Genomic DNA, 17895 nt, shown 5'->3' with positions numbered 1-17895 from the left:
TTATGTGGCACTTACTGAAACTAGACGCAGACGTAAGACGACAGGACGCACACGCGCCTCGAGATCGGCCGGCGCGCGATCACGCCCTACCGCCTCGCGACTCACGACGACCAAGGAACAACCACCATGACGATTTGGCTCATCACCGGCAGCTCGCGCGGGTTCGGGCGGGCGCTCGCCCAGGCCGCGCTCGACCGCGGCGACCACGTGCTCGCCACCGCCCGCGACCCGCGTCGCCTCGACGACCTCGTCCAGCGGTACGGCGACCGCGTCCGCACGTTCCCCCTCGACGTCACCGACGCCGAGGCCGCCCGCGCCGCCGTCCGTGAGGCCGTGACCGCGTTCGGCCGGCTCGACGTCGTCGCCAACAACGCCGGCTACGCCAACTCCTCGGCCATCGAGGAAACCCCGGACGACGACTTCCGCGCCCAGGTCGAGACCAACTTCTACGGCGTCGTCAACGTCACCAAGGCCGCACTCCCCGTCCTGCGCGCCCAGCGGTCCGGCCACTTCATCCAGTTCTCCTCGATCGGGGGCCGGGTGGGCGGCTCGCCGGGCCTGGCGGCGTACCAGTCGGCCAAGTTCGCGGTCGAAGGCTTCTCCGAGGTGCTGAACAACGAGGTCAAGCCGTTCGGCGTCAAGGTGACCATCGTGGAGCCTGGAGCGTTCCGTACGGACTGGGCCGGCTCCTCCATGCGCACCGTCACCCCCGGCCCCGACTACGAGCAGACCGTCGGCGCCATGGGATACCGCCGCGCCGGCTTCGACCGCTCCGCCCCCGGCGACCCCGCCCGCGCCGCCCGCATCCTCTGCGACATCGTCGACCTCGACGAGCCGCCCCTGCGCCTCCTCCTCGGCAAGGACGCCCTCGAAATCGCCGAGGAGTCCTCCCGCGAACGCGCCGAAGAGGCCACCCGCTGGTCCCACCTCACCCTCGCGGCCGCCTTCCCACCCGGCGAATGACCCGCCTGACCTGCTTGTCATAGGACTATCAGGGCCAGGACCGGTCCATGCCGGTTGATGCACACTGTCTGATATGGCAACGACAGAACTCGGCGCGGCCCTGCGGCACTGGCGCGACCAGGTCTCACCCGAGGCGGCCGGGCTGCGCGCGGGCGGCCGCAGGCGCGCCGCCGGGCTGCGGCGCGAGGAGCTGTCCCAGCTGGCGGGCATCTCCGTCGACTATCTCACCCGCCTCGAGCAGGGCCGCGCCACCAAGCCGTCCGCGCAGGTCGTCGAGGCGCTCGCCCGCGCCCTGCGGCTCGGCAGCGACAGCCGCGCCCACCTCTTCCAGCTCGCCGGCCTCGCCGTCCCCGGGGCGAAGATCGTGCCCGCGTACATCCCGCCGAGCGTCCACCGCATGCTGGACCGGCTCACCGGCACCCCGGTCGCGGTCTTCGACGCCGCCTGGACCCAGCTGCTCGCCAACCCCCTCTACACCGCGCTGATGGGCGACTGGCGGGGCGACGACCTCAACGCCGTGTGGCGCAACTTCGCCGGCGCCGGCACCCGCGTCCGCCACACCCCTGAATCGCTCGGCGCCCTGCGCGCCGCCCAGGTCGCCGACCTGCGCAGAACCGCCGCCCGCTACCCCGACGACCGGCGGCTGCACCAGCTCATCGCCCGCCTGCGCGACAACAGCCCCGAGTTCGAAGCCCTCTGGGAGTCCGGCGCCGTCGGCCGCCACGAGTCCGCCCGCAAGACCATCGACCACCCGCAGGTCGGCGCCATCACGCTGGACTGCGACGTGCTCGTCGTCGCCGGCGAGGACCTGCGCATCATGGTCTACACGGCCGAACCGGGCAGCGAGGACGCCGAACGCCTCGCCCTCCTCGCCGTCATCGGCACCCAGGACCTCACCGCCCAGCGCCCGTAACCGGCCGCTCTACTCGGTGTCCTTCGGGTGCCGAGGAGCCGCGTAGATGCCGGCACCCGTGAATCACCGGATCCCCCACGCTTCGGGCTCACGCGGATACCTGGACGGGAAGACCTCCGGCATGGCGATGTCAGAACACATTCTGATGACGCGAGTTTCGCAACCCGCAGGCGTGCTGACGATCCGGCCTACCGGCCGGACACGCCCTCGAGTGCCGTGTCAGCGCTGTGAGGTGCGCAGGTGGATGCGCTCGCCCTGCTTGCCGAACAGGCTGAGCACCTCGACGCTGCCGTGTCCCGCGGCGCCGAACCAGTGGGGGATCTGGCAGTCGAACTCGGCCGCCTCACCGGGGCCCATGACGAAGTCGTGGTCGCCCAGCCGCACGCGAAGGCGTCCGCGAAGCACGTAGAGCCACTCGTACCCCGTGTGGGTCCGCAGGTGGGGTTCCTCGTCGTGAGCCGGGATGGTCATCTTGTACGCGCGCGGCTCGCCCTGCTGCCGGGACAACGGGATCAGCACCCGGCCGCCCCTCGTGGTGGGCTGCTGCGGCACGCGCGGATCGACGATCCGGGGCGCGGCGACGATCTCGTCGAGGGGGATGCCCAGCGCCGCGGTGATCGGCAGCAGCAGTTCGAGGCTCGGCTTGCGCTGGGCCGACTCCAGCCGCGAGAGCGTGCTGGTCGAGATGCCGGTGGCGCGCGCGAGCTCGGCCAGGCTGACGCCCTTCTTCTCGCGGGCGCGTCGCAGCCGGGGAGCTATCTGCTCGATCACGGCGTTGACGCTCGGCTGCTGCTCCATGGAACGCAGTCAACCAATCCGTCCCGGAAACAGCAAGGATCTTTGCCGGTCCCGGGTACGCGTCCCCATCCTTCAGGCGGAGGTGATCCCAGTGGACACAACGATGTGGGACGCGATCATCGTCGGCGGTGGAGCCGCCGGCCTGTCGGCGGGCGTCGTGCTCGCCAGAGCGCGGTTCGCGACCCTGGTCGTGGACGGCGGCGCGCCGAGGAACGGCCCCGCCGATCACATGCACGGGTACCTGACCAGGGACGGCATGGCGCCGAGCGCGTTCATCGCGACCGGGAGGGACGAGTTCACGAGGTACGGAGGCACGCTCGCCCTTGCGTCGGTCACCGCCGCGCGGCGCGCCGCCGACGGCATGTTCGAGCTGCGGCTCGACGACGGCCGAGCGCTGCGCGCCCGCTCGGTGCTGGTCGCGACCGGGCTGACCGACGAGCTGCCCGACATTCCGGGACTGCCGGAACGCTGGGCGTCCCAGGTGCATCACTGCCCCCACTGCCATGGCTACGAAGTGCGCGGGCGCACCATCGTCGTGATCGGCAGCGCGATGGCGGCGACGTCGGCGCACCTGGCCGCGCTGCTGCGCCGCTACAGCGACTCGGTGACGTTCTGCGTCAACGCCACCGAGATCGGCGAGGTCGAGCGGCGCCGACTCACCGCGTACGGCGTGCGCGTGATCGACGCACGGGTCACGGCGATCACGACGAGCGCCGGTCCGCCCGGAGCCGCGAGCCCGGTCGCGGTCGTGCTCGGGAACGGCGAGACGATCACGTGTGACGCCGTCTTCGTGGCGCCCCGCCCGAGGCCCCATGACGCGGTGCCGGCCATGCTCGGCGCGGCCAGGGACCCGGAGACCGGCCTCATCGCCGTCGATGCCCGTGGCGCCACGAGCGTCCCCGGGCTGTGGGCGGCGGGGAACGTGGTCAACCCCCGGGCCCAGGTCGTCACCGCCGCGGGCGCGGGCTCCACCGCCGCCATCGCCATGACCGCCTGGCTGCTCGATCGGGAGCTGGCCGCCGCCTTCGAAGGCGGGGTCCGATGACCGCCACCGAGACGCCGCCGAGCACTCGCTCCCGCCGGCTGCCCGCCGGCGTCTACCTGCTGGGCTACAGCCTGTTCGCGATGGGGAGCGCGGAGTTCCTCCTGGCCGGCGTGCTGCCGGGAGTCGCCGCCGACCTGAACGTCCCGCTCTCATCGGCCGGCTACCTGATCACCGCTTTCGCGCTGGGCGTCGTGGTCGGCGGGCCGCCGCTGGCCGTGCTCAGCCTCCGCTGGCCGCGCCGCACCGCGCTCGTGGCGGCGCAGGGCCTCTTCGCGGCCTCGGTGGCGATCGGGCTACTGGGCGGCTATGAGGTGTTGCTGCTGTCGCGGGTGGTCACGGGCATCGCGTACGCGGGCTTCTTCGCCGTCGCGTCCGTGACCGCGATAAGCCTGGTGACGCCGGACCGCACCGCGCGCGCCTCCGGGGTCGTGGTCAGCGGGCTGAGCGTGGCGATGGTGGCCGGCGGTCCCGCGGGCACGCTGCTCGGCCATCTCATCGAATGGCGCACCGGTTTCTGGGCGATCGTGGTCCTCACGGCGGCCGGGATCATCGGATGCCTCATCGGGATCCCCGCCGCCGCCCCGGGCGCCGGGCGGGCCGCCGAGCCCAGCGTCGCGCGGGAGCTCGCCACGATGCGCAGGCCGATGCTCTGGGGCGTGTACGCGATCACGATCCTGACCACCGCGGCGTACATGATCACATACAACTATCTGGCCGCCATGCTCGCCGGCATCACCCGCGTCCCCGGGGTCTGGATCCCGGCCGTCCTCGCCCTGTTCGGGGTGGGCGCCTTCGCCGGGTTGTCCATCGGCGGCCGGATCTCCGACCGGCGTCCCCACTTCGCGCTTCTCACCGGGGCGGCGGCGATCGTGATCCTGTCGGTCGTGATGACCGCTGCGATCCGGCACGTCTGGGCGGCGGTGCCCGCGGTCTTCCTGCTCGGCGTCGCCGGGTTCGTGCTGAACCCCGCCGTGTACGGACGCGTCTTCGCCATCGCCGGCGACGCGCCGACGCTCGCCGGGGCGACCACCGTGTCGGCCTTTCAGCTGGGCATCAGCCTCACCCCCGTGCTGGCGGCGGTCCCGCTGGCCGGTGGGGGCGCGCTCACCTCGGTCTGCCTGATCGGCGCCGCACTCGCCGCGATCAGTGTGCCGCTGATCCTCCTGGACCGGGCCACCGCGAGGAACACCGCCCGGCCGTCCTGAGCCCAGGGCCGCACCGGTCGGGGCTCAGGCCGGCCGGTGGGGCGCAGGCCGTCCATCAGCAGGTCGAGCAGGCGAGCGGCCTTGGCCTCGTGTACGCCCCGGGGCGCCACGGTGAAGATGCCGATGAGCGCGGCGGCGATGTCGTCGGCTTCGACGTCGGAACGGAGGTCACCCGCGGCGCGACCGGCCTGGAGGATCTCGGTGATGGCGGCGAGCAGCTCGGCCCTGGTCTGCGCGTGGGCGATCTCCCCCGATTCGACCATCGCGTGCAGCGTGTCGAGCATGCCGTTCTTGGTCGCGATCCAGTCCCCGAACAGGTCCATCCAGCGCCGCATCGCCGCGGCGGGCGGCAGTTCGCCGAGCAGGTCGCGGGCGCCGGTCGTGAGCCGTACGACCTGGTCCCGGTAGACCGCGTCCACCAGCGACTCGCGGGTCGGGAAGTGCCGGTAGAGCGTGGCGATGCCGACTCCGGCCTCGCGGGCGATGGCGCGCATCGACAGCTCGGCCTCGGCCGACATGAACATCCGGGTCGCCACCGCGAGCAACTGGTCCCGGTTGCGGGCAGCGTCGGCTCGCGGTGCGCGTTCCGACAAAACGGATCGCGCTCCGGTTGTGTTAGGGTCACGCACGGAAACGGAGCATAGTCCACTTTCCGGAGCGCTCCCTTGATCCGAGGAGACAGGCGTGGCACAGAGCGTTCGACCGCAGGCGGGCGTGAGCAGGGCGGTACGGCTCGATGCGTGGGGCGGTCCCGAGGTCCTCGACGTCCGTGACGTCCCCGCACCGCAGGCAGGACCGGGGCAGATCCGCGTACGGGTCACCGCCGCCGGCCTCAACCCGATGGACTGGATCATGACCGCCGACGCGGGCACCGCGGCCCGGTTCGGCCTGAGCCTCCCCGCCGGGTTCGGCACCGACTATGCGGGCGTGATCGACCAGGTCGGCAACGGGGTGACCGGCTTCGAGCCCGGTGACCGGGTGTTCGGCGGCGCGCTGTCCCGCGCGGTCGCCGACTTTGTGGTGATCGACCTGTCAGGGGGAACGGCGGCCGAGGAGGCCCACCACACTCCCGACGGCGTGGACGACCGCACCGCCGCCACGCTCACGATCGCCGGACGTACGGCCTCCGCCGCGCTCGCCGTGATCGACCCCGGCCCCGGCGACACCGTGCTGATCGGCGGCGCGGGCGGCGGGGTCGGGGTGTTCGCCGTCCAGCTCGCCAGGATCGCGGGGGCGCGCGTGATCGGCACCGGTTCCGCCGCCTCGGCCGGCTTCCTGCGCGACCTCGGAGCCGAGCCGGTCGCGTACGGCGACGGCCTGGCCGACCGCGTACGAGCCCTCGCCCCCGACGGCATCACCGCCGCCCTCGACCTGCACGGCACGGAGACCGTGGAGGCCGCACGCGAACTCGGCGTCCCGGACGGCCGCATCTGCACCATCGCCGCACAGGTGGACGGCGTACCGGCGGCCAACGGCGCCAACGCCACCCCGGGCGACCTCATCGAGATCGCCCGCCTGGTCGCATCGGGCAGGCTCCGGGTGCCGATCGCGGCGACGTTCCCGATCGCGGAGATCCGCCGCGCCGCCGAACTCCAGGCCGGCCGGCACGTACGCGGCAAGGTCGTCATCGACCTCTGACGCGAACCCGGCGCCCGGGCCCTTCCCGTTACACGCGGGCCCCGGACGGCGGCCGAGGCGCGAGCGCTGAATTCACCGCTCCGAACGAGCGACTCCGCGTGCTGCGAACGACCTATTGAGGCTTGGAGCGGTATTCAGCCCACTTGTCGACCGCCTCTTGGAGATCAAGAGCAGCAACATCCTCACGCGTCATTCCAACGGTGTAGATCAACCGGTCCGCGAGCCAATCAGGGACCGGTTCCCTAGGAGCAGCCTTCTGCACGCGGATGTCCGCTACCAGCGCACCAAGACGTTCAATGACCTGGCCGAGCTGCACGACCTCAGGACGGTCCGTTCCCGCCTGGCGGATCCTTGCCGTCGCTTCCGCGTACACTTCCGCGTCGGCCCGCTCACCGACAGCCCACACTTCGCAAATCTCCACCGACTTGTCCTCGGTGATGCGATAAACGACGCGCCAAGTGTTGCGGCCGACCACCAGCTTCCGAAAACCGGTCAGCTCTCCGCCCAGCGGATAACCGGCTTCAGGGTTGTCCAGCAATAGGAGGATCTTCTTGAGAATCGTGGGCACCGCGTCCGGGCCGATGCGCCGAAGATCGTCGACCGCCTGCGCCGTGAAGACGACGTCGGACACGGCTCACTCATCGTCCGGGAGAGCAGCCAGAGACTCGCGAGTGTGCCCGAAAGCGGCGAGCACATCGTCGAGCGCGATCCGCTCTCCTGTATCCGTGACCGACCGGGCAAGCACCAGCGCCAGATCACGAAGATCAGCAGCGGCCTCCTCCAACTCGTTGAGCCGGCGGATGCTCACCACGGCCGCCACAGGTTGATGCCGGCGAGTGACCACCAGATCGGTCCCATGCTCCGCATCAGCCACCAGACGGGCAACGCCTCGCTTGGCCGCCTCTGTGACGCTCAACTCAGTGGCGTCGTGCAGAACAGTCATACCCCCACTGTACATTCTTCTGTACAGGAAGCATCTGCTGGTTCAACGCCACCTCCGCACGACGACATCACCGTCGCCATCGCCCGGCTCCACCGGCTGGGCCCGAGCATCACCCGCGAGGTGATCCCGCCCGCGAAGCCGGTCGCCGGCTGAGCCGCGCGGCGTCGCGGGCCGGGCCCGCGACGCCGTTTCACGAAGCGGTGGGGTCAGTTGTGGACGACCACCCACGTGTCACCACGCCTGAAGTGGAACATGTCCGTGCCGACGTAGAGCGTGGGATTGGGTTTGCTCCTGCTCTGGACGTACAGCCTGCCGACCCGCGACGTGGCGATGTCGTAGACCGCGTCGGCCTTCCGCCCCTGCTTGTCGACCTGGCTGAGGAGGACGAAGCGATCGCCCACGATCCTCCGGGGGTGCCGGCCCGGCAGGTCCGCGGCCTTGCCACCGTCGCGGCGGACCGCCTGGTCCTCCGTGAAGCACCACGTCACGTCGCACACCGCCCGCGCGGGATCGTCCGGCCGCTCCCCTGTGCTGAGGTTGAGCAGATTCCGTACGCCTCGCAGGCGTTCGTCGGATGGCCCCACCCAGGGCCAGCGGACGAGATGCAGCCCCTCCGTATCCGGAACGAACGACGGCTCGCCACCCGACAACGGAACATGATGCACACCGCCCGACTTGAGCGACGACCAGAAGATCTTGCCGTCTCCGATAGCCAGCCGGACACCGTGGACGGTGTCGCCGTTCACCTTGTCCACGTCACGCTCGGCGGGGAACGAGACCACCCGGCGGGGCGTGCCCCCGGTCACCGGGATGGTGAGGATCTGGACGTTCTCATCCTTGATCTTGAACCAGGCAATCGATTCCTCACCCACCGCCGGTGTCTGCACCGGCGCGACCGCATAGTCGAGTACGGCAAGGCGCTTGAAGGTCCGCGAATCCAGTCTGTAAGACCACCACTCGGGCGCGGGATCGTACCCCTTCTTCGCCACGTATCCGAGCAAGGTGCGCTCGTCGAGGAACGCCTTCGGCGTGAAGTCCTTGCCGTTCGGCACCTTCATCGGCACCACCGCGACCGCCGAGGCCAGCGCCTGCTCCACCGGCGGCGCGATTTTCTCCACGGTCCGCGGCTTCTGCTTCTGCGCACGCGGGGTCTGCGTCACCGTCTCTGCGGGCACGGGCTGCGGCGACACGGCCGGCTGCGGCTCGGGCGCCCGCCACACCAGCACCGACATGACCAAGATCACGAGCCCGGTGGCCGCCGCCACACTCGCCAGCACCAGGATCGGCCGTCTGCGCCGGCCCGGCGACTCGACCGCCTGGCGCAGCAGATCCGGCGGCATCTCCGGCATCCGAGCCTCCGCGCGGGCGAACGTACGGCGCAACAGCTCTTCAACGTCGTTCATCGCAGGCTCCTCAGCTGGCCGACGGCGTCGCGAAGCTTGTCCAGCGCGCGGGACGCCTGGCTCCGCACGGTTCCCGGAGAGATGCCGAGCATCTCGGCGATCTCGGCATCCGAACGGTCCTCGTAGTAACGCAGGACGAGTACGGCACGCTGACGCTTGGGCAGCTTGGTCAGCTCGTCCCACAGGTCCAGCGACTCCGCCTCCGCATGAGCCTGTTCGGGCACCTCCCACACCAGGTGTTCGCGCCTGCGCCGCCGCCAGACGGAGATGTGCAGCCGGGTGATCGTGGTTTTGACGTAGCTCTCGGGGTTGTGCTTGCGCCGCACGCGCGACCACGAGCCGCGCAACCGCACCACCGCCTCCTGCACCAGGTCGGCGGCATCGTGCGGATTGCCGGTGAGCATGTACGCATAGCGGAACAACGCATGCCCACGTTGGGTGACGAAGTCCGCTAACTCCGGTGGGCCGTTCACGCGCGAGGATCCTCTGTTCATCCCGTCTGTGACGCCCCAGACCTCCCGGAATGTTGCATCACCCGACAGGCACCTTGCCGGGGACGGCCGGAACGGCCGAACAGTGCCCAGGCCGGTTCACCGGCGATCAGGAGGTGCCGAGCAGCCGTAAGACCGCTCGGCTACTCGCGATCAGCTCGGGGTCTCCTTCGGCCACGCGCAGGTCCAGAGCCTCCTCCAGCACCTCACGCGCCTCCTCCCGACGCCCCAGATCGATGAGCGCCTTGCCCAGGTGCTGAAGCGCGAACGACAGCATCTCCGGCGCTTCCTCCCTCGCGAGCGCGAGCATCGCCCGGCACACCGTCTCCGCGCCCGCCGCATCACCCGCATACCGGTAGGCGTCGGCGAGATTCAGCGACGCCGCGATCCGCCTGCGACTCGTGTCCGCCAGGTCGAGCGCGCGGCCGAGGTGGCCGATCGCGTCGCCGTACTCGCCGAGAACGAGCAGCCCGACCCCGAGCGCGCGCAGGGTGGCATAGTCAGAGGGGTTTTGAGCGCGTACGGGGTCGATGAGCGCGATGAGCCGCTCACGGTCTCCAGGGACCATCCGTAAGTCCTCGTCGTACGCGATAAGTTCGTTGACCTCTTGAAGCAGCACACCAGAACCCTAGGCCCCGCAAGCCGATGCGCTGCAGGCCCTCTTTCTGCCCGGAAACGGCTCTGGCCCATGAGCGGCCAGGACAAAAGTCCGGGCGATCAAGGGCCAGAGATCAGGCTGCCTTCGCGGGCTCACGCCTCACCGGTGGTCAGGCCGACGGGGCAGGCGACGCCCGTGCCGCCGATGCCGCAGTATCCGTTCGGCACCTTGTACAGGTACTGCTGGTGGTACTCCTCGGCGAAGTAGAACGGGCCGGCGGGGGCGATCTCCGTGGTGATGTCGCCGTAGCCGGCGTCCTTCAGCACCCGCTGGTACGACTCCCGCGACTCCTCCGCCGCCGCCTGCTGCTCAGGCGAGTGGAAGTAGATGGCCGAGCGGTACTGGGTGCCGATGTCGTTGCCCTGGCGCATGCCCTGGGTGGGGTCGTGCGCCTCCCAGAACACCTTCAGCAGCTGCTTGTACGAGATCTTGGCCGGGTCGAAGACGACGCGGACGACCTCGGCGTGGCCGGTGCGCCCGGTGCAGACTTCCTCGTACGTCGGGTTGGGCGTGTAGCCGCCCTGGTAGCCGACCGCGGTGGTGTAGACGCCGGACGTCTGCCAGAAGATGCGCTCCGCGCCCCAGAAGCAGCCGAGGCCGAAGTCGGCGACCTGGAGACCCTCGGGGTACGGCGGGGCCAGCGGCGCGTCGAGGACGACGTGGCGGGCGGGCACGGGCATCTGCTCCGCGCGGCCCGGGAGGGCGTCCTCGGGTCGGACCATCGATGTCTTGTTGCCGAACAGCCAGCCCATAGCGACCTCCGAGAGCTCTCGATCCAGACTACACACCCCCCAACACTTAAGAGTGTCTACACATTTCCACTAAGTGGACAGAATTTGTGTTTAAAGGTAGTAATGCCCGAAACTGGGGTACATGCCTGACTCGCGGCGCGGCATCCTCTACGGGGTCGCCGCCTACACCATGTGGGGCCTGTTCCCCCTCTACTGGCCACTGCTCAACCCGTCCGGCGCCGTCGAGATCCTCGCCCACCGCATGGTGTGGTCCCTCGTCGTGGTCGCCATGGCGCTGGCCGTACGCCGGCACTGGTCCTGGGTGAAACAGCTGGTCAGGCAGCCCGCCAAGCTCGGCCTGCTGACGCTGGCGGCGATCTTCGTGACCGTCAACTGGGGCACCTACATCTACGCGGTCAACAGCGGCCACGTCGTGGAGAGCGCGCTCGGCTACTTCATCAACCCGCTGGTCAACGTGCTGTTCGGGGTGGCGCTGCTGCGCGAGCGGCTGCGGCCGCTGCAGTGGGCGGCGGTCGGGTTCGGCGCGCTGGCGGTGCTGGTGCTGACCGTCGACTACGGACGGCCGCCGTGGGTGGCGCTGACGCTGGCGTTCAGCTTCGGCGTGTACGGCCTGGTCAAGAAGCGCGCGAACGTCGAGGCCACCGAGAGCCTGGCCGTGGAGACCCTGGTGCTGCTGCTGCCCGCGCTCGGCTACCTGACCTGGCTCCAGGTCACGGGGACGGCCACGTTCGGCCACGAGGGCCTGGGCCACGCGCTGCTGCTGGTCACAGCCGGACTCATCACCGCCGTGCCGCTCATCTGCTTCGGGGCGGCGGCCATCAGGGTGCCGCTGAGCACGATCGGCCTGCTGCAGTACATCGCGCCGATCCTGCAGTTCGCCTGCGGCGTGCTCATCGCCAAGGAGGTCATGCCGCCGAGCCGCTGGATCGGCTTCTCGATCGTCTGGCTGGCGCTGGCGATCTTCACGTACGACAGCATCCGGGCGGCCCGTCAGACCGCCCGGAGCCGCATCGCCGTACAGGCTCAGCCGGAGCGCTCGACCACGTAGTCGCAGAGCGCCAGGAACGCGTCCTTGGCCGGGATGCCGGGCAGGCCCGCGATGTCGGCCCGCGCCCGGTCCACCCAGGCCACCAGCTCGGCCCGCGCCTTGTCCATGGCGGGGTGGGCGCGGAGCAGGGTCAGGGCCTCCTCGAGGTGTTCCTCGGGGACCGGGCCCGACAGCAGCTCCGTCAGCCGGGGATTGTCGCCGGCGGCGAGCGCGTACAGGACGGGGAGGGTCTTGATGCCCTCCTTGAGGTCCGTGCCGGGCGTCTTGCCCGACTGCGCACCGGAAGAGGCGACGTCGAGCAGGTCGTCGCCGAGCTGCCAGGCCACGCCGATGGCCTCGCAGGCGCGGCTGAGCCGCTCTTCGACGTCGGCGGGAGCGCCCGACAGCAGCGCGCCGAACCGCCCCGACGCCGCGATCAGCGAGCCGGTCTTGTCGGACAGGACGCTGAGGTAGTGGGCGATCGGGTCCTCGCCGTTGCGCGGGCCGATCGTCTCCCTGATCTGACCCTGGACGAGCCGGGAGAACGTCTGGGCCTGAATGCGGATCAGCTCAGGGCCGAGGTCGGCCAGGATGTCGGACGCCTGGGCGAACAGGTAGTCGCCGGTGAGGATCGCCACGGTGTTGTCCCACCGGGCGTTGGCGGACGGGGAGCCCCGGCGCACCGGGGCCTCGTCCATGACGTCGTCGTGGTAGAGCGAGCCGAGGTGGGTCAGCTCGATGACCACGGCGCCGGGCACCACGCCCGGCGCCGACGGATCGCCGAACTGGGCGGCCAGCAGCACCATCAACGTGCGGAACCGCTTGCCGCCCGCCTCGATGAGGTGCTTGGACGCCTCCGTGACGAAGGCGTCCTCGCTCTCGACGGACGAGCGCAGGAGCTTCTCGACCGCGGCCAGTCCGTTGGCCACGTCCTGCGCCAACCGCTCGTCCTCGATGGGAAGGTCAACCACGGGAGGCGCGGACATACGAGATCCCCTTATCTGATGAACAGGCTGCTAGCAGCGTCGTTGGCAACACCGAGGATGGACTCCGGGTAGAGCCCCACTCCTACCGTAACCAGCAGCGAAACGGCGATGACGGCCACGGTCCCCATACTCGGCACCGCGATCGCCGGGCCGTCGGCGGCCGGCTCGCTGAAGAACATCAGCACGATCACGCGAACGTAGAAGAACGCGGCGATCGCGGAGGCGACCACACCAACGACGACCAGGCCGGCCATCCAGCCGCCCATGGAGTCGCCGGGGCTCGTGCCGCTGTTCAGCGCGGCGGCGAACACGGCGTACTTGCCCATGAAGCCGCTCGTCAGCGGGATGCCGGCGAAGGCCAGCAGGAAGAAGGCGAACACGCCGGCCAGGATCGGCGACCGCTTGCCGAGACCGGCCCAGCGGGACAGGTGCCCCGCCTCGCCGCCCGGGTCGCGGACGAGGGTCAGGATGGCGAACGCGCCGACCGTGGTGATGCCGTAGACCGCGAGGTAGAACAGGATCGCCTTGAGCGAGCCGGCGTTCTGCTGCGCGTCGCTGAACGTCGCCATCACGCCGACCAGCAGGAAGCCCGCGTGCGCGATGGACGAGTACGCCAGCATGCGCTTGAGCTCGGTCTGGGTGATCGCCAGGATCGAGCCGACGATCATCGTCAGCGCCGCGACGGCCCAGATGACCGGCCGCCACTCCCAGTCGAGGTTGCCCAGGCCGACCCAGAAGACCCGCAGCACGGCGCCGACGGCGGCGACCAGCGTGCCGGAGGCCATGAGCGCGGTGACGGGCGTCGGGGCGCCCTGGTAGACGTCCGGCTTCCACGCCTGGAACGGCGCCGCACCGATCTTGAACAGCAGGCCCACGCCGAGCAGCGCGAACCCGATGAGCAGCAGCGGGTCGAGCGCGTTGCCCTCCGCCATGGCCTGGTTGATGCCCGGCAGCGAGACGGTGCCCGCGAAGCCGTAGATCATCGCGGTGCCGTACAGGAAGAACGCCGAGGAGAACGCGCCCAGCAGGAAGTACTTCATGGACGCCTCCTGGGACAGGAGACGCCGCCTGCGGGCCAGGCCGCACAGCAGGTAGAGCGGCAGCGACATGACCTCGAGGGCCACGAACATCATCAGCAGGTCGTGCGCGGCGGGGAACAGCAGCATGCCGCCCACCGCGAACAGGACCAGCGGGTAGACCTCGGTGTGGCCGGTGCCGCTGTCGTGGGACTCGGCCTGCTCCTCCTCCGGGCTGCCCGGCACGGACGCGGCGGAGGCCACGAAGTGACCCTCGTCGTTGATGAGCAGCACGCAGACGAACGACAGGACGAGGATGACGCCCCAGATGAACAGCGACGGGCCGTCCACGGCCAGCGCGCCCATGGCGGCGGCCGTGGTGGGCACTCCGCCGCGCAGCGCCTGCACGAGCACCAGCGCGAACGCGCCGGCGATGCTCAGCAGGGTGAGCGGCACGTGGATGGGCTTGCGCAGGTAGCGCGGCGCGAACGCCTCGACGAGCACGCCGATGCAGGCCGCGCCGAAGACGACCAGCAACGGCGCCAGCAGGCCGTACTCGATCGTCGGCGCTTCGATGGCGGGGTTCACTGGCCTGTCCCCTTCTCAGCGACGGTGGAGGTGGGTACCTTCACGTTGGTCAGCGTGTGTTGCACTGACGGGTTGATCACGTCAAGCAGCGGCTTGGGGAAGAAGCCGAACCCGATGATCAGGGCGACCAGCGGAGCCAGCACCCAGACCTCGCGGGCGTTCAGGTCCTTGAACGCCTTGACCGGCTCGGCCGTGGGCCCGTTCAGAGCCCGCTGGACCATCCACAGGATATAGACGGCCGCCAGGATCACCGCCACAGCGGAGATGATCGCGGCCGCGGTCAGCGCGCCGGACCCGTGAGCCTGGCTGGAGTACGTGCCGATCATGACCATGAACTCGCTGACGAAGGACGACAGGCCCGGCAGCGAGAGACCGGCGAGACCGGCGATGAGGAAGAAGCCCGCGAGCAGCGGGGCGACCTTCTGCACGCCTCCGTAGTCCCCGATGAACGGCGAGCCGCGCCGTGCGATCAGGAACCCTGCGGCCAGGAACAGCGCGCCGGTGGCGAAGCCGTGGTTGACCATGTAGAGCGCCGCGCCGGACTGGGCGACGTCCGACATGGCGAACACCCCGAGCACGATGAACCCGAAGTGCGAGATCGACGTGTACGCGATGAGCCGCTTCATGTCGGTCTGGCCGATGGCGACGATCGCGCCGTAGATGATGCTGATGACCGCCAGCACGACGATCGGCATCGTGAACGCCTTGGCCGCGTCGGGGAACAGCTCCAGGCAGAAGCGGAGCATGCCGAACGTGCCGACCTTGTCCAGCACGCCCACGAGCAGCACCGCGGCGCCGGCCGGAGCCTGCGCGGCCGCGTCGGGCAGCCAGGTGTGCACCGGCCACAGCGGCGCCTTGATGGCGAACGCGATGAAGAAGCCGCCGAACAGCCACTTCTGCATGGCCGGGTCCTGGATGGCCCCGATCAGCTCGGGGAACATGAAGGACTGCTTGCCGCCCACGACGTACAGGCCGATCACCGCGACCAGCATGAGCAGGCCGCCGAAGAGCGAGTACAGCAGGAACTTGACGGCCGCGTAGGACCGCTGGGCGCCGCCGTACGACCCGATCATGAAGTACATCGGGATCAGCATCGCCTCGAAGAAGACGTAGAAGAGGAAGATGTCGGTCGCCGCAAAGACGCCGATCATCATCGTCTCCAGCACCAGCAGCAGGGAGAAGTACGTCTTCACCGAGCGCTTGGGCGCGATCACCGTGCCGTCGGCGGTCTTGACGCCGTCGGCGTCGTGCCAGGAGGCCAGCACCACGATGGGCACCAGCACCACCGACAGCGCGATGAGCACGAGCGCGACGCCGTCCACGCCGACCCCGAACTTCACGCCGAAGCTCGGGATCCAGTTGTAGGCGGCGGTGAACTGGAAGCGGTCGCCGTCGGGGTCGAACCCGGCGGCCATGACGCCGGTCAGGACCAGCGTCACCAGCGAGAACAGCAGGGTGACCTGCTTGGCCAGCTTGTCACTGCCCTTGGGAAGCAGGGCCACCACGATGGCGCCCACCACGGGCACCGCCATGAGTATCGGAAGCCAGGGTGACATCAGATGTTCCCAACGAGGAGCAGGGCGCCGGTCAGCAGGGCGGCACCGATCAGGATGGACAGCGCGTACGTTCTGGCGAAACCGGTCTGGATCCGCCGAAGGCGCCCGGAGCTGCCGCCGATGCCCGCCGCCAGGCCGTTGACGATCCCGTCGATGCCGCGGTTGTCGAAGAACACCGCGACGCGGGTCAGCCACTGGCCGGGACGCATGAAGAGCGACTCGTTGAGCGCGTCACCGTACAGGTCGCGCCGGGCGAACGTGGTGAGGAAGTTGCCGCGCGGCTGCACCGACGGCACCTCGACCCGGCCGTACCGCATCCAGGCGAACACGACGCCGACCGCGACCAGCGCCAGCGTGGCGAGGCCAGGCGTGCTGAACGGGTCGAAGTGCGGCACCGCGTCGACGCTGCCGCCGACCGCCGGGATGAGGAACTTGTAGAGCGTGCCGCCGAGCACCAGGTAGGCACCGAGGCCCAGGGAGCCGAGCGACAGGATCATCAGCGGCACCGTCATCACGAGCGGCGACTCGTGCGGGTGCGCCTCCTTGTCCCAGCGCTTCTCGCCGAAGAAGGTCATGAAGACCATCCGCGACATGTAGAAGCCGGTGACGCCCGCGCCGAGCACGGCCAGCCAGCCGAGGATCGGCTCGTGGTGCACAGCGGCCTCGATGATGCCGTCCTTGGTGAAGTAACCGGACAGCAGCGGGAAGCCGATGATCGCCAGATAGCCGATGAAGAACGTCACGAAGGTGATCGGCATGACCTTGCGCAGGCCGCCGAACTTCCTCATGTCCACCTCGTCGTTCATGCCGTGCATGACCGAGCCGGCGCCGAGGAACATGTCGGCCTTGAAGAAGCCGTGCGTGATCAGGTGGCCGATCGCGAAGGCGTAGCCCGCCGGGCCGAGGCCCGCGCCGAGCATCATGTAGCCGATCTGCGACATCGTCGAACCGGCCAGGCCCTTCTTGATGTCGTCCTTCGCGCAACCGATGATCGCACCCGCGAGCAGCGTGACCGCGCCGACGATGGCGACGGCGAGCGCCGCGCCGGAGCCCTCGGGGAAGAAGAACGCGCCCGAGCGAACGACCAGGTAGACACCGGCGGTGACCATGGTCGCGGCGTGGATGAGGGCCGAGACCGGGGTCGGGCCCTCCATGGCGTCGAGGAGCCAGGACTGCAGCGGAAGCTGCGCCGACTTACCGCAGGCACCGAGGAGCAGCAGCAGGCCGATGGCGAGCATCGTGCCGTCGCTCTGGCCGGGCTGGATCTGCTCGCCCAGGCCCTTGAAGGTCAGGGTGCCGAACGTCGTCCAGATGATGAACATGCCGACCAGCAGGCCGAAGTCACCGACGCGGTTGACGACGAACGCCTTCTTCGCCGCGGTCGCCGCGGACGGCTTGAACTGCCAGAAGCCGATCAGCAGGTACGACGCCAGACCGACGCCCTCCCAGCCGATGAACAGTCCCACGTAGTTGTCGGCCAGCACCAGCAGGAGCATCGCGGCGACGAACAGGTTCAGGTAGGAGAAGAACCTGCGCCGGTGCTCGTCGTGCGCCATGTAGCCGATCGAGTAGATGTGGATCAGCGAGCCCACACCGGTGATCAGCAGCGCGAAGCTGATGGACAGGGGGTCGATGAGAAGCCCCATGTCGACCATGCCGGGGATGAACTCGTACAGGTGCACGGCCCGGCGGCGCTCCTCCTCCCCGAACCCGATCAGCTCGAAGAACGCCAGCACCGCCACGACGAACGAGGCGAGGGACATGGCCACGCCCAGCAGATGGCCCCAGCGGTTGGTGAACCGGTTGAACACCAGCAGGATGAACGCGCCCACGAGCGGAAACGCGATCATCAGCCAGGCGTTGCCGATCACTCCACCGGTGTGCTGGGCGATCTCAGCGATTTGAGATTCCAC

At 69.6% G+C, this 17895-nt stretch carries 17 protein-coding genes and 1 pseudogene; 6 read left to right on the top strand and 12 right to left on the bottom strand.

All coding sequences use genetic code 11. From position 1 onward, the window contains the following. Window positions 1-126 precede the first annotated feature (126 nt). Both ACFMQL_RS15860 and ACFMQL_RS15855 read left to right on the top strand, forming a co-directional pair. Window positions 127-963 (top strand): oxidoreductase, encoded by an 837-nt coding sequence (locus ACFMQL_RS15860; protein WP_378785977.1) that lies wholly within the window; start codon window positions 127-129, stop codon window positions 961-963. A 73-nt stretch (window positions 964-1036) separates the two neighbouring features. After that, complete coding sequence (locus ACFMQL_RS15855) at window positions 1037-1876, top strand: helix-turn-helix transcriptional regulator (RefSeq protein WP_364062395.1); 840 nt, start codon at window positions 1037-1039, stop codon at window positions 1874-1876. Between the two features lie 219 nt (window positions 1877-2095). Here ACFMQL_RS15855 and ACFMQL_RS15850 read toward each other — a convergent pair whose 3' ends face one another. Beyond that, window positions 2096-2674, bottom strand: a complete 579-nt coding sequence (locus ACFMQL_RS15850) for an XRE family transcriptional regulator (RefSeq protein WP_364062392.1) — start codon at window positions 2672-2674, stop codon at window positions 2096-2098. Window positions 2675-2765: 91 nt separating this feature from the next. Between ACFMQL_RS15850 and ACFMQL_RS15845 the strand changes: the two genes are divergently transcribed. Together ACFMQL_RS15845 and ACFMQL_RS15840 are read left to right on the top strand one after the other, a co-directional pair. Then, window positions 2766-3719, top strand: coding sequence for an NAD(P)/FAD-dependent oxidoreductase (locus tag ACFMQL_RS15845; protein ID WP_378785976.1), 954 nt, complete (start codon window positions 2766-2768; stop codon window positions 3717-3719). Continuing rightward, the gene (locus ACFMQL_RS15840) at window positions 3716-4924 is read left to right on the top strand and encodes an MFS transporter (protein ID WP_378785975.1); all 1209 of its coding nucleotides are present in this window, start codon (window positions 3716-3718) and stop codon (window positions 4922-4924) included. Before ACFMQL_RS15845 ends, ACFMQL_RS15840 begins: the two co-directional genes overlap by 4 nt. 50 nt (window positions 4925-4974) lie before the next feature. Here the strand turns inward: ACFMQL_RS15840 and ACFMQL_RS15835 are convergent. After that, window positions 4975-5460 (bottom strand): annotated as a pseudogene (locus ACFMQL_RS15835) (TetR/AcrR family transcriptional regulator); the annotation flags it as partial. A gap of 148 nt (window positions 5461-5608) precedes the next feature. Between ACFMQL_RS15835 and ACFMQL_RS15830 the strand changes: the two are divergent. Then, window positions 5609-6562, top strand: coding sequence for an NADP-dependent oxidoreductase (locus tag ACFMQL_RS15830; protein ID WP_364062380.1), 954 nt, complete (start codon window positions 5609-5611; stop codon window positions 6560-6562). Window positions 6563-6674: 112 nt separating this feature from the next. On the opposite strand, the gene ACFMQL_RS15825 is transcribed toward ACFMQL_RS15830, so the two are convergent. From ACFMQL_RS15825 to msrA, 6 genes are all read right to left on the bottom strand, one after another. Then, a complete protein-coding gene (locus ACFMQL_RS15825; protein WP_364062377.1) occupies window positions 6675-7193 on the bottom strand; it encodes a type II toxin-antitoxin system mRNA interferase toxin, RelE/StbE family in 519 nt (172 codons plus the stop codon). Between the two features lie 3 nt (window positions 7194-7196). Beyond that, on the bottom strand, window positions 7197-7505 hold the full coding sequence (locus tag ACFMQL_RS15820) for a type II toxin-antitoxin system prevent-host-death family antitoxin (protein WP_364062374.1): 309 nt from the start codon (window positions 7503-7505) through the stop codon (window positions 7197-7199). A 206-nt stretch (window positions 7506-7711) separates the two neighbouring features. Further along, entirely contained in the window at window positions 7712-8854 is a 1143-nt protein-coding gene (locus ACFMQL_RS15815; protein WP_378785974.1) for a hypothetical protein, read from the bottom strand. A 50-nt stretch (window positions 8855-8904) separates the two neighbouring features. After that, window positions 8905-9381, bottom strand: a complete 477-nt coding sequence (locus tag ACFMQL_RS15810) for a SigE family RNA polymerase sigma factor (RefSeq protein ID WP_364062368.1) — start codon at window positions 9379-9381, stop codon at window positions 8905-8907. A 127-nt stretch (window positions 9382-9508) separates the two neighbouring features. Next, window positions 9509-10018: a tetratricopeptide repeat protein gene (locus ACFMQL_RS15805; protein ID WP_364062365.1), complete on the bottom strand. Its 510-nt coding sequence runs from the start codon at window positions 10016-10018 to the stop codon at window positions 9509-9511. Window positions 10019-10149: 131 nt separating this feature from the next. Beyond that, window positions 10150-10809, bottom strand: coding sequence for a peptide-methionine (S)-S-oxide reductase MsrA (gene msrA / locus ACFMQL_RS15800; RefSeq protein WP_364062362.1), 660 nt, complete (start codon window positions 10807-10809; stop codon window positions 10150-10152). A gap of 121 nt (window positions 10810-10930) precedes the next feature. Here msrA and rarD point away from each other — a divergent pair, with 121 nt between their 5' ends. Further along, on the top strand, window positions 10931-11857 hold the full coding sequence (rarD, locus tag ACFMQL_RS15795) for an EamA family transporter RarD (RefSeq protein ID WP_378785973.1): 927 nt from the start codon (window positions 10931-10933) through the stop codon (window positions 11855-11857). Here rarD and ACFMQL_RS15790 read toward each other — a convergent pair. Genes ACFMQL_RS15790 through nuoL form a run of 4 tightly spaced genes read right to left on the bottom strand, consistent with a single transcriptional unit; the run spans window position 11833 to window position 17832 of the window. Then, complete coding sequence (locus tag ACFMQL_RS15790; RefSeq protein ID WP_364062356.1) at window positions 11833-12822, bottom strand: polyprenyl synthetase family protein; 990 nt, start codon at window positions 12820-12822, stop codon at window positions 11833-11835. The two genes, rarD and ACFMQL_RS15790, sit on opposite strands and share 25 nt — an antisense overlap. An 11-nt stretch (window positions 12823-12833) precedes the next feature. After that, window positions 12834-14426, bottom strand: coding sequence for an NADH-quinone oxidoreductase subunit NuoN (gene nuoN, locus ACFMQL_RS15785; RefSeq protein ID WP_364062353.1), 1593 nt, complete (start codon window positions 14424-14426; stop codon window positions 12834-12836). Then, the gene (locus tag ACFMQL_RS15780; protein ID WP_364062350.1) at window positions 14423-15982 is read right to left on the bottom strand and encodes an NADH-quinone oxidoreductase subunit M; all 1560 of its coding nucleotides are present in this window, start codon (window positions 15980-15982) and stop codon (window positions 14423-14425) included. Before ACFMQL_RS15780 ends, nuoN begins: the two co-directional genes overlap by 4 nt. Continuing rightward, window positions 15982-17832: an NADH-quinone oxidoreductase subunit L gene (gene nuoL / locus ACFMQL_RS15775; protein WP_364063245.1), complete on the bottom strand. Its 1851-nt coding sequence runs from the start codon at window positions 17830-17832 to the stop codon at window positions 15982-15984. The genes ACFMQL_RS15780 and nuoL overlap by 1 nt, the downstream gene beginning before the upstream one ends. Window positions 17833-17895 lie beyond the last annotated feature (63 nt).

The sequence above is a fragment of the Nonomuraea fastidiosa genome (assembly GCF_042751225.1).
Taxonomy (GTDB): domain Bacteria; phylum Actinomycetota; class Actinomycetes; order Streptosporangiales; family Streptosporangiaceae; genus Nonomuraea; species Nonomuraea fastidiosa.
Note: the sequence above shows the minus strand (reverse complement) of the source record. Positions and strands in the feature narration are given on the sequence as shown.

Excerpts from the sequence above, each read along its gene's own strand:
- ACFMQL_RS15815 (WP_378785974.1), bottom strand. The coding sequence starts at position 8,854 with ATGCCGGAGATGCCGCCGGATCTGCTGCGCCAGGCGGTCGAGTCGCCG.
- ACFMQL_RS15780 (WP_364062350.1), bottom strand. The coding sequence starts at position 15,982 with ATGTCACCCTGGCTTCCGATACTCATGGCGGTGCCCGTGGTGGGCGCC.
- ACFMQL_RS15820 (WP_364062374.1), bottom strand. The coding sequence starts at position 7,505 with ATGACTGTTCTGCACGACGCCACTGAGTTGAGCGTCACAGAGGCGGCC.
- ACFMQL_RS15840 (WP_378785975.1), top strand. The coding sequence starts at position 3,716 with ATGACCGCCACCGAGACGCCGCCGAGCACTCGCTCCCGCCGGCTGCCC.
- nuoL (WP_364063245.1), bottom strand. The coding sequence starts at position 17,832 with ATGATCGCGTTTCCGCTCGTGGGCGCGTTCATCCTGCTGGTGTTCAAC.
- ACFMQL_RS15855 (WP_364062395.1), top strand. The coding sequence starts at position 1,037 with ATGGCAACGACAGAACTCGGCGCGGCCCTGCGGCACTGGCGCGACCAG.
- ACFMQL_RS15790 (WP_364062356.1), bottom strand. The coding sequence starts at position 12,822 with ATGTCCGCGCCTCCCGTGGTTGACCTTCCCATCGAGGACGAGCGGTTG.
- ACFMQL_RS15860 (WP_378785977.1), top strand. The coding sequence starts at position 127 with ATGACGATTTGGCTCATCACCGGCAGCTCGCGCGGGTTCGGGCGGGCG.
- rarD (WP_378785973.1), top strand. The coding sequence starts at position 10,931 with ATGCCTGACTCGCGGCGCGGCATCCTCTACGGGGTCGCCGCCTACACC.
- msrA (WP_364062362.1), bottom strand. The coding sequence starts at position 10,809 with ATGGGCTGGCTGTTCGGCAACAAGACATCGATGGTCCGACCCGAGGAC.
- ACFMQL_RS15850 (WP_364062392.1), bottom strand. The coding sequence starts at position 2,674 with ATGGAGCAGCAGCCGAGCGTCAACGCCGTGATCGAGCAGATAGCTCCC.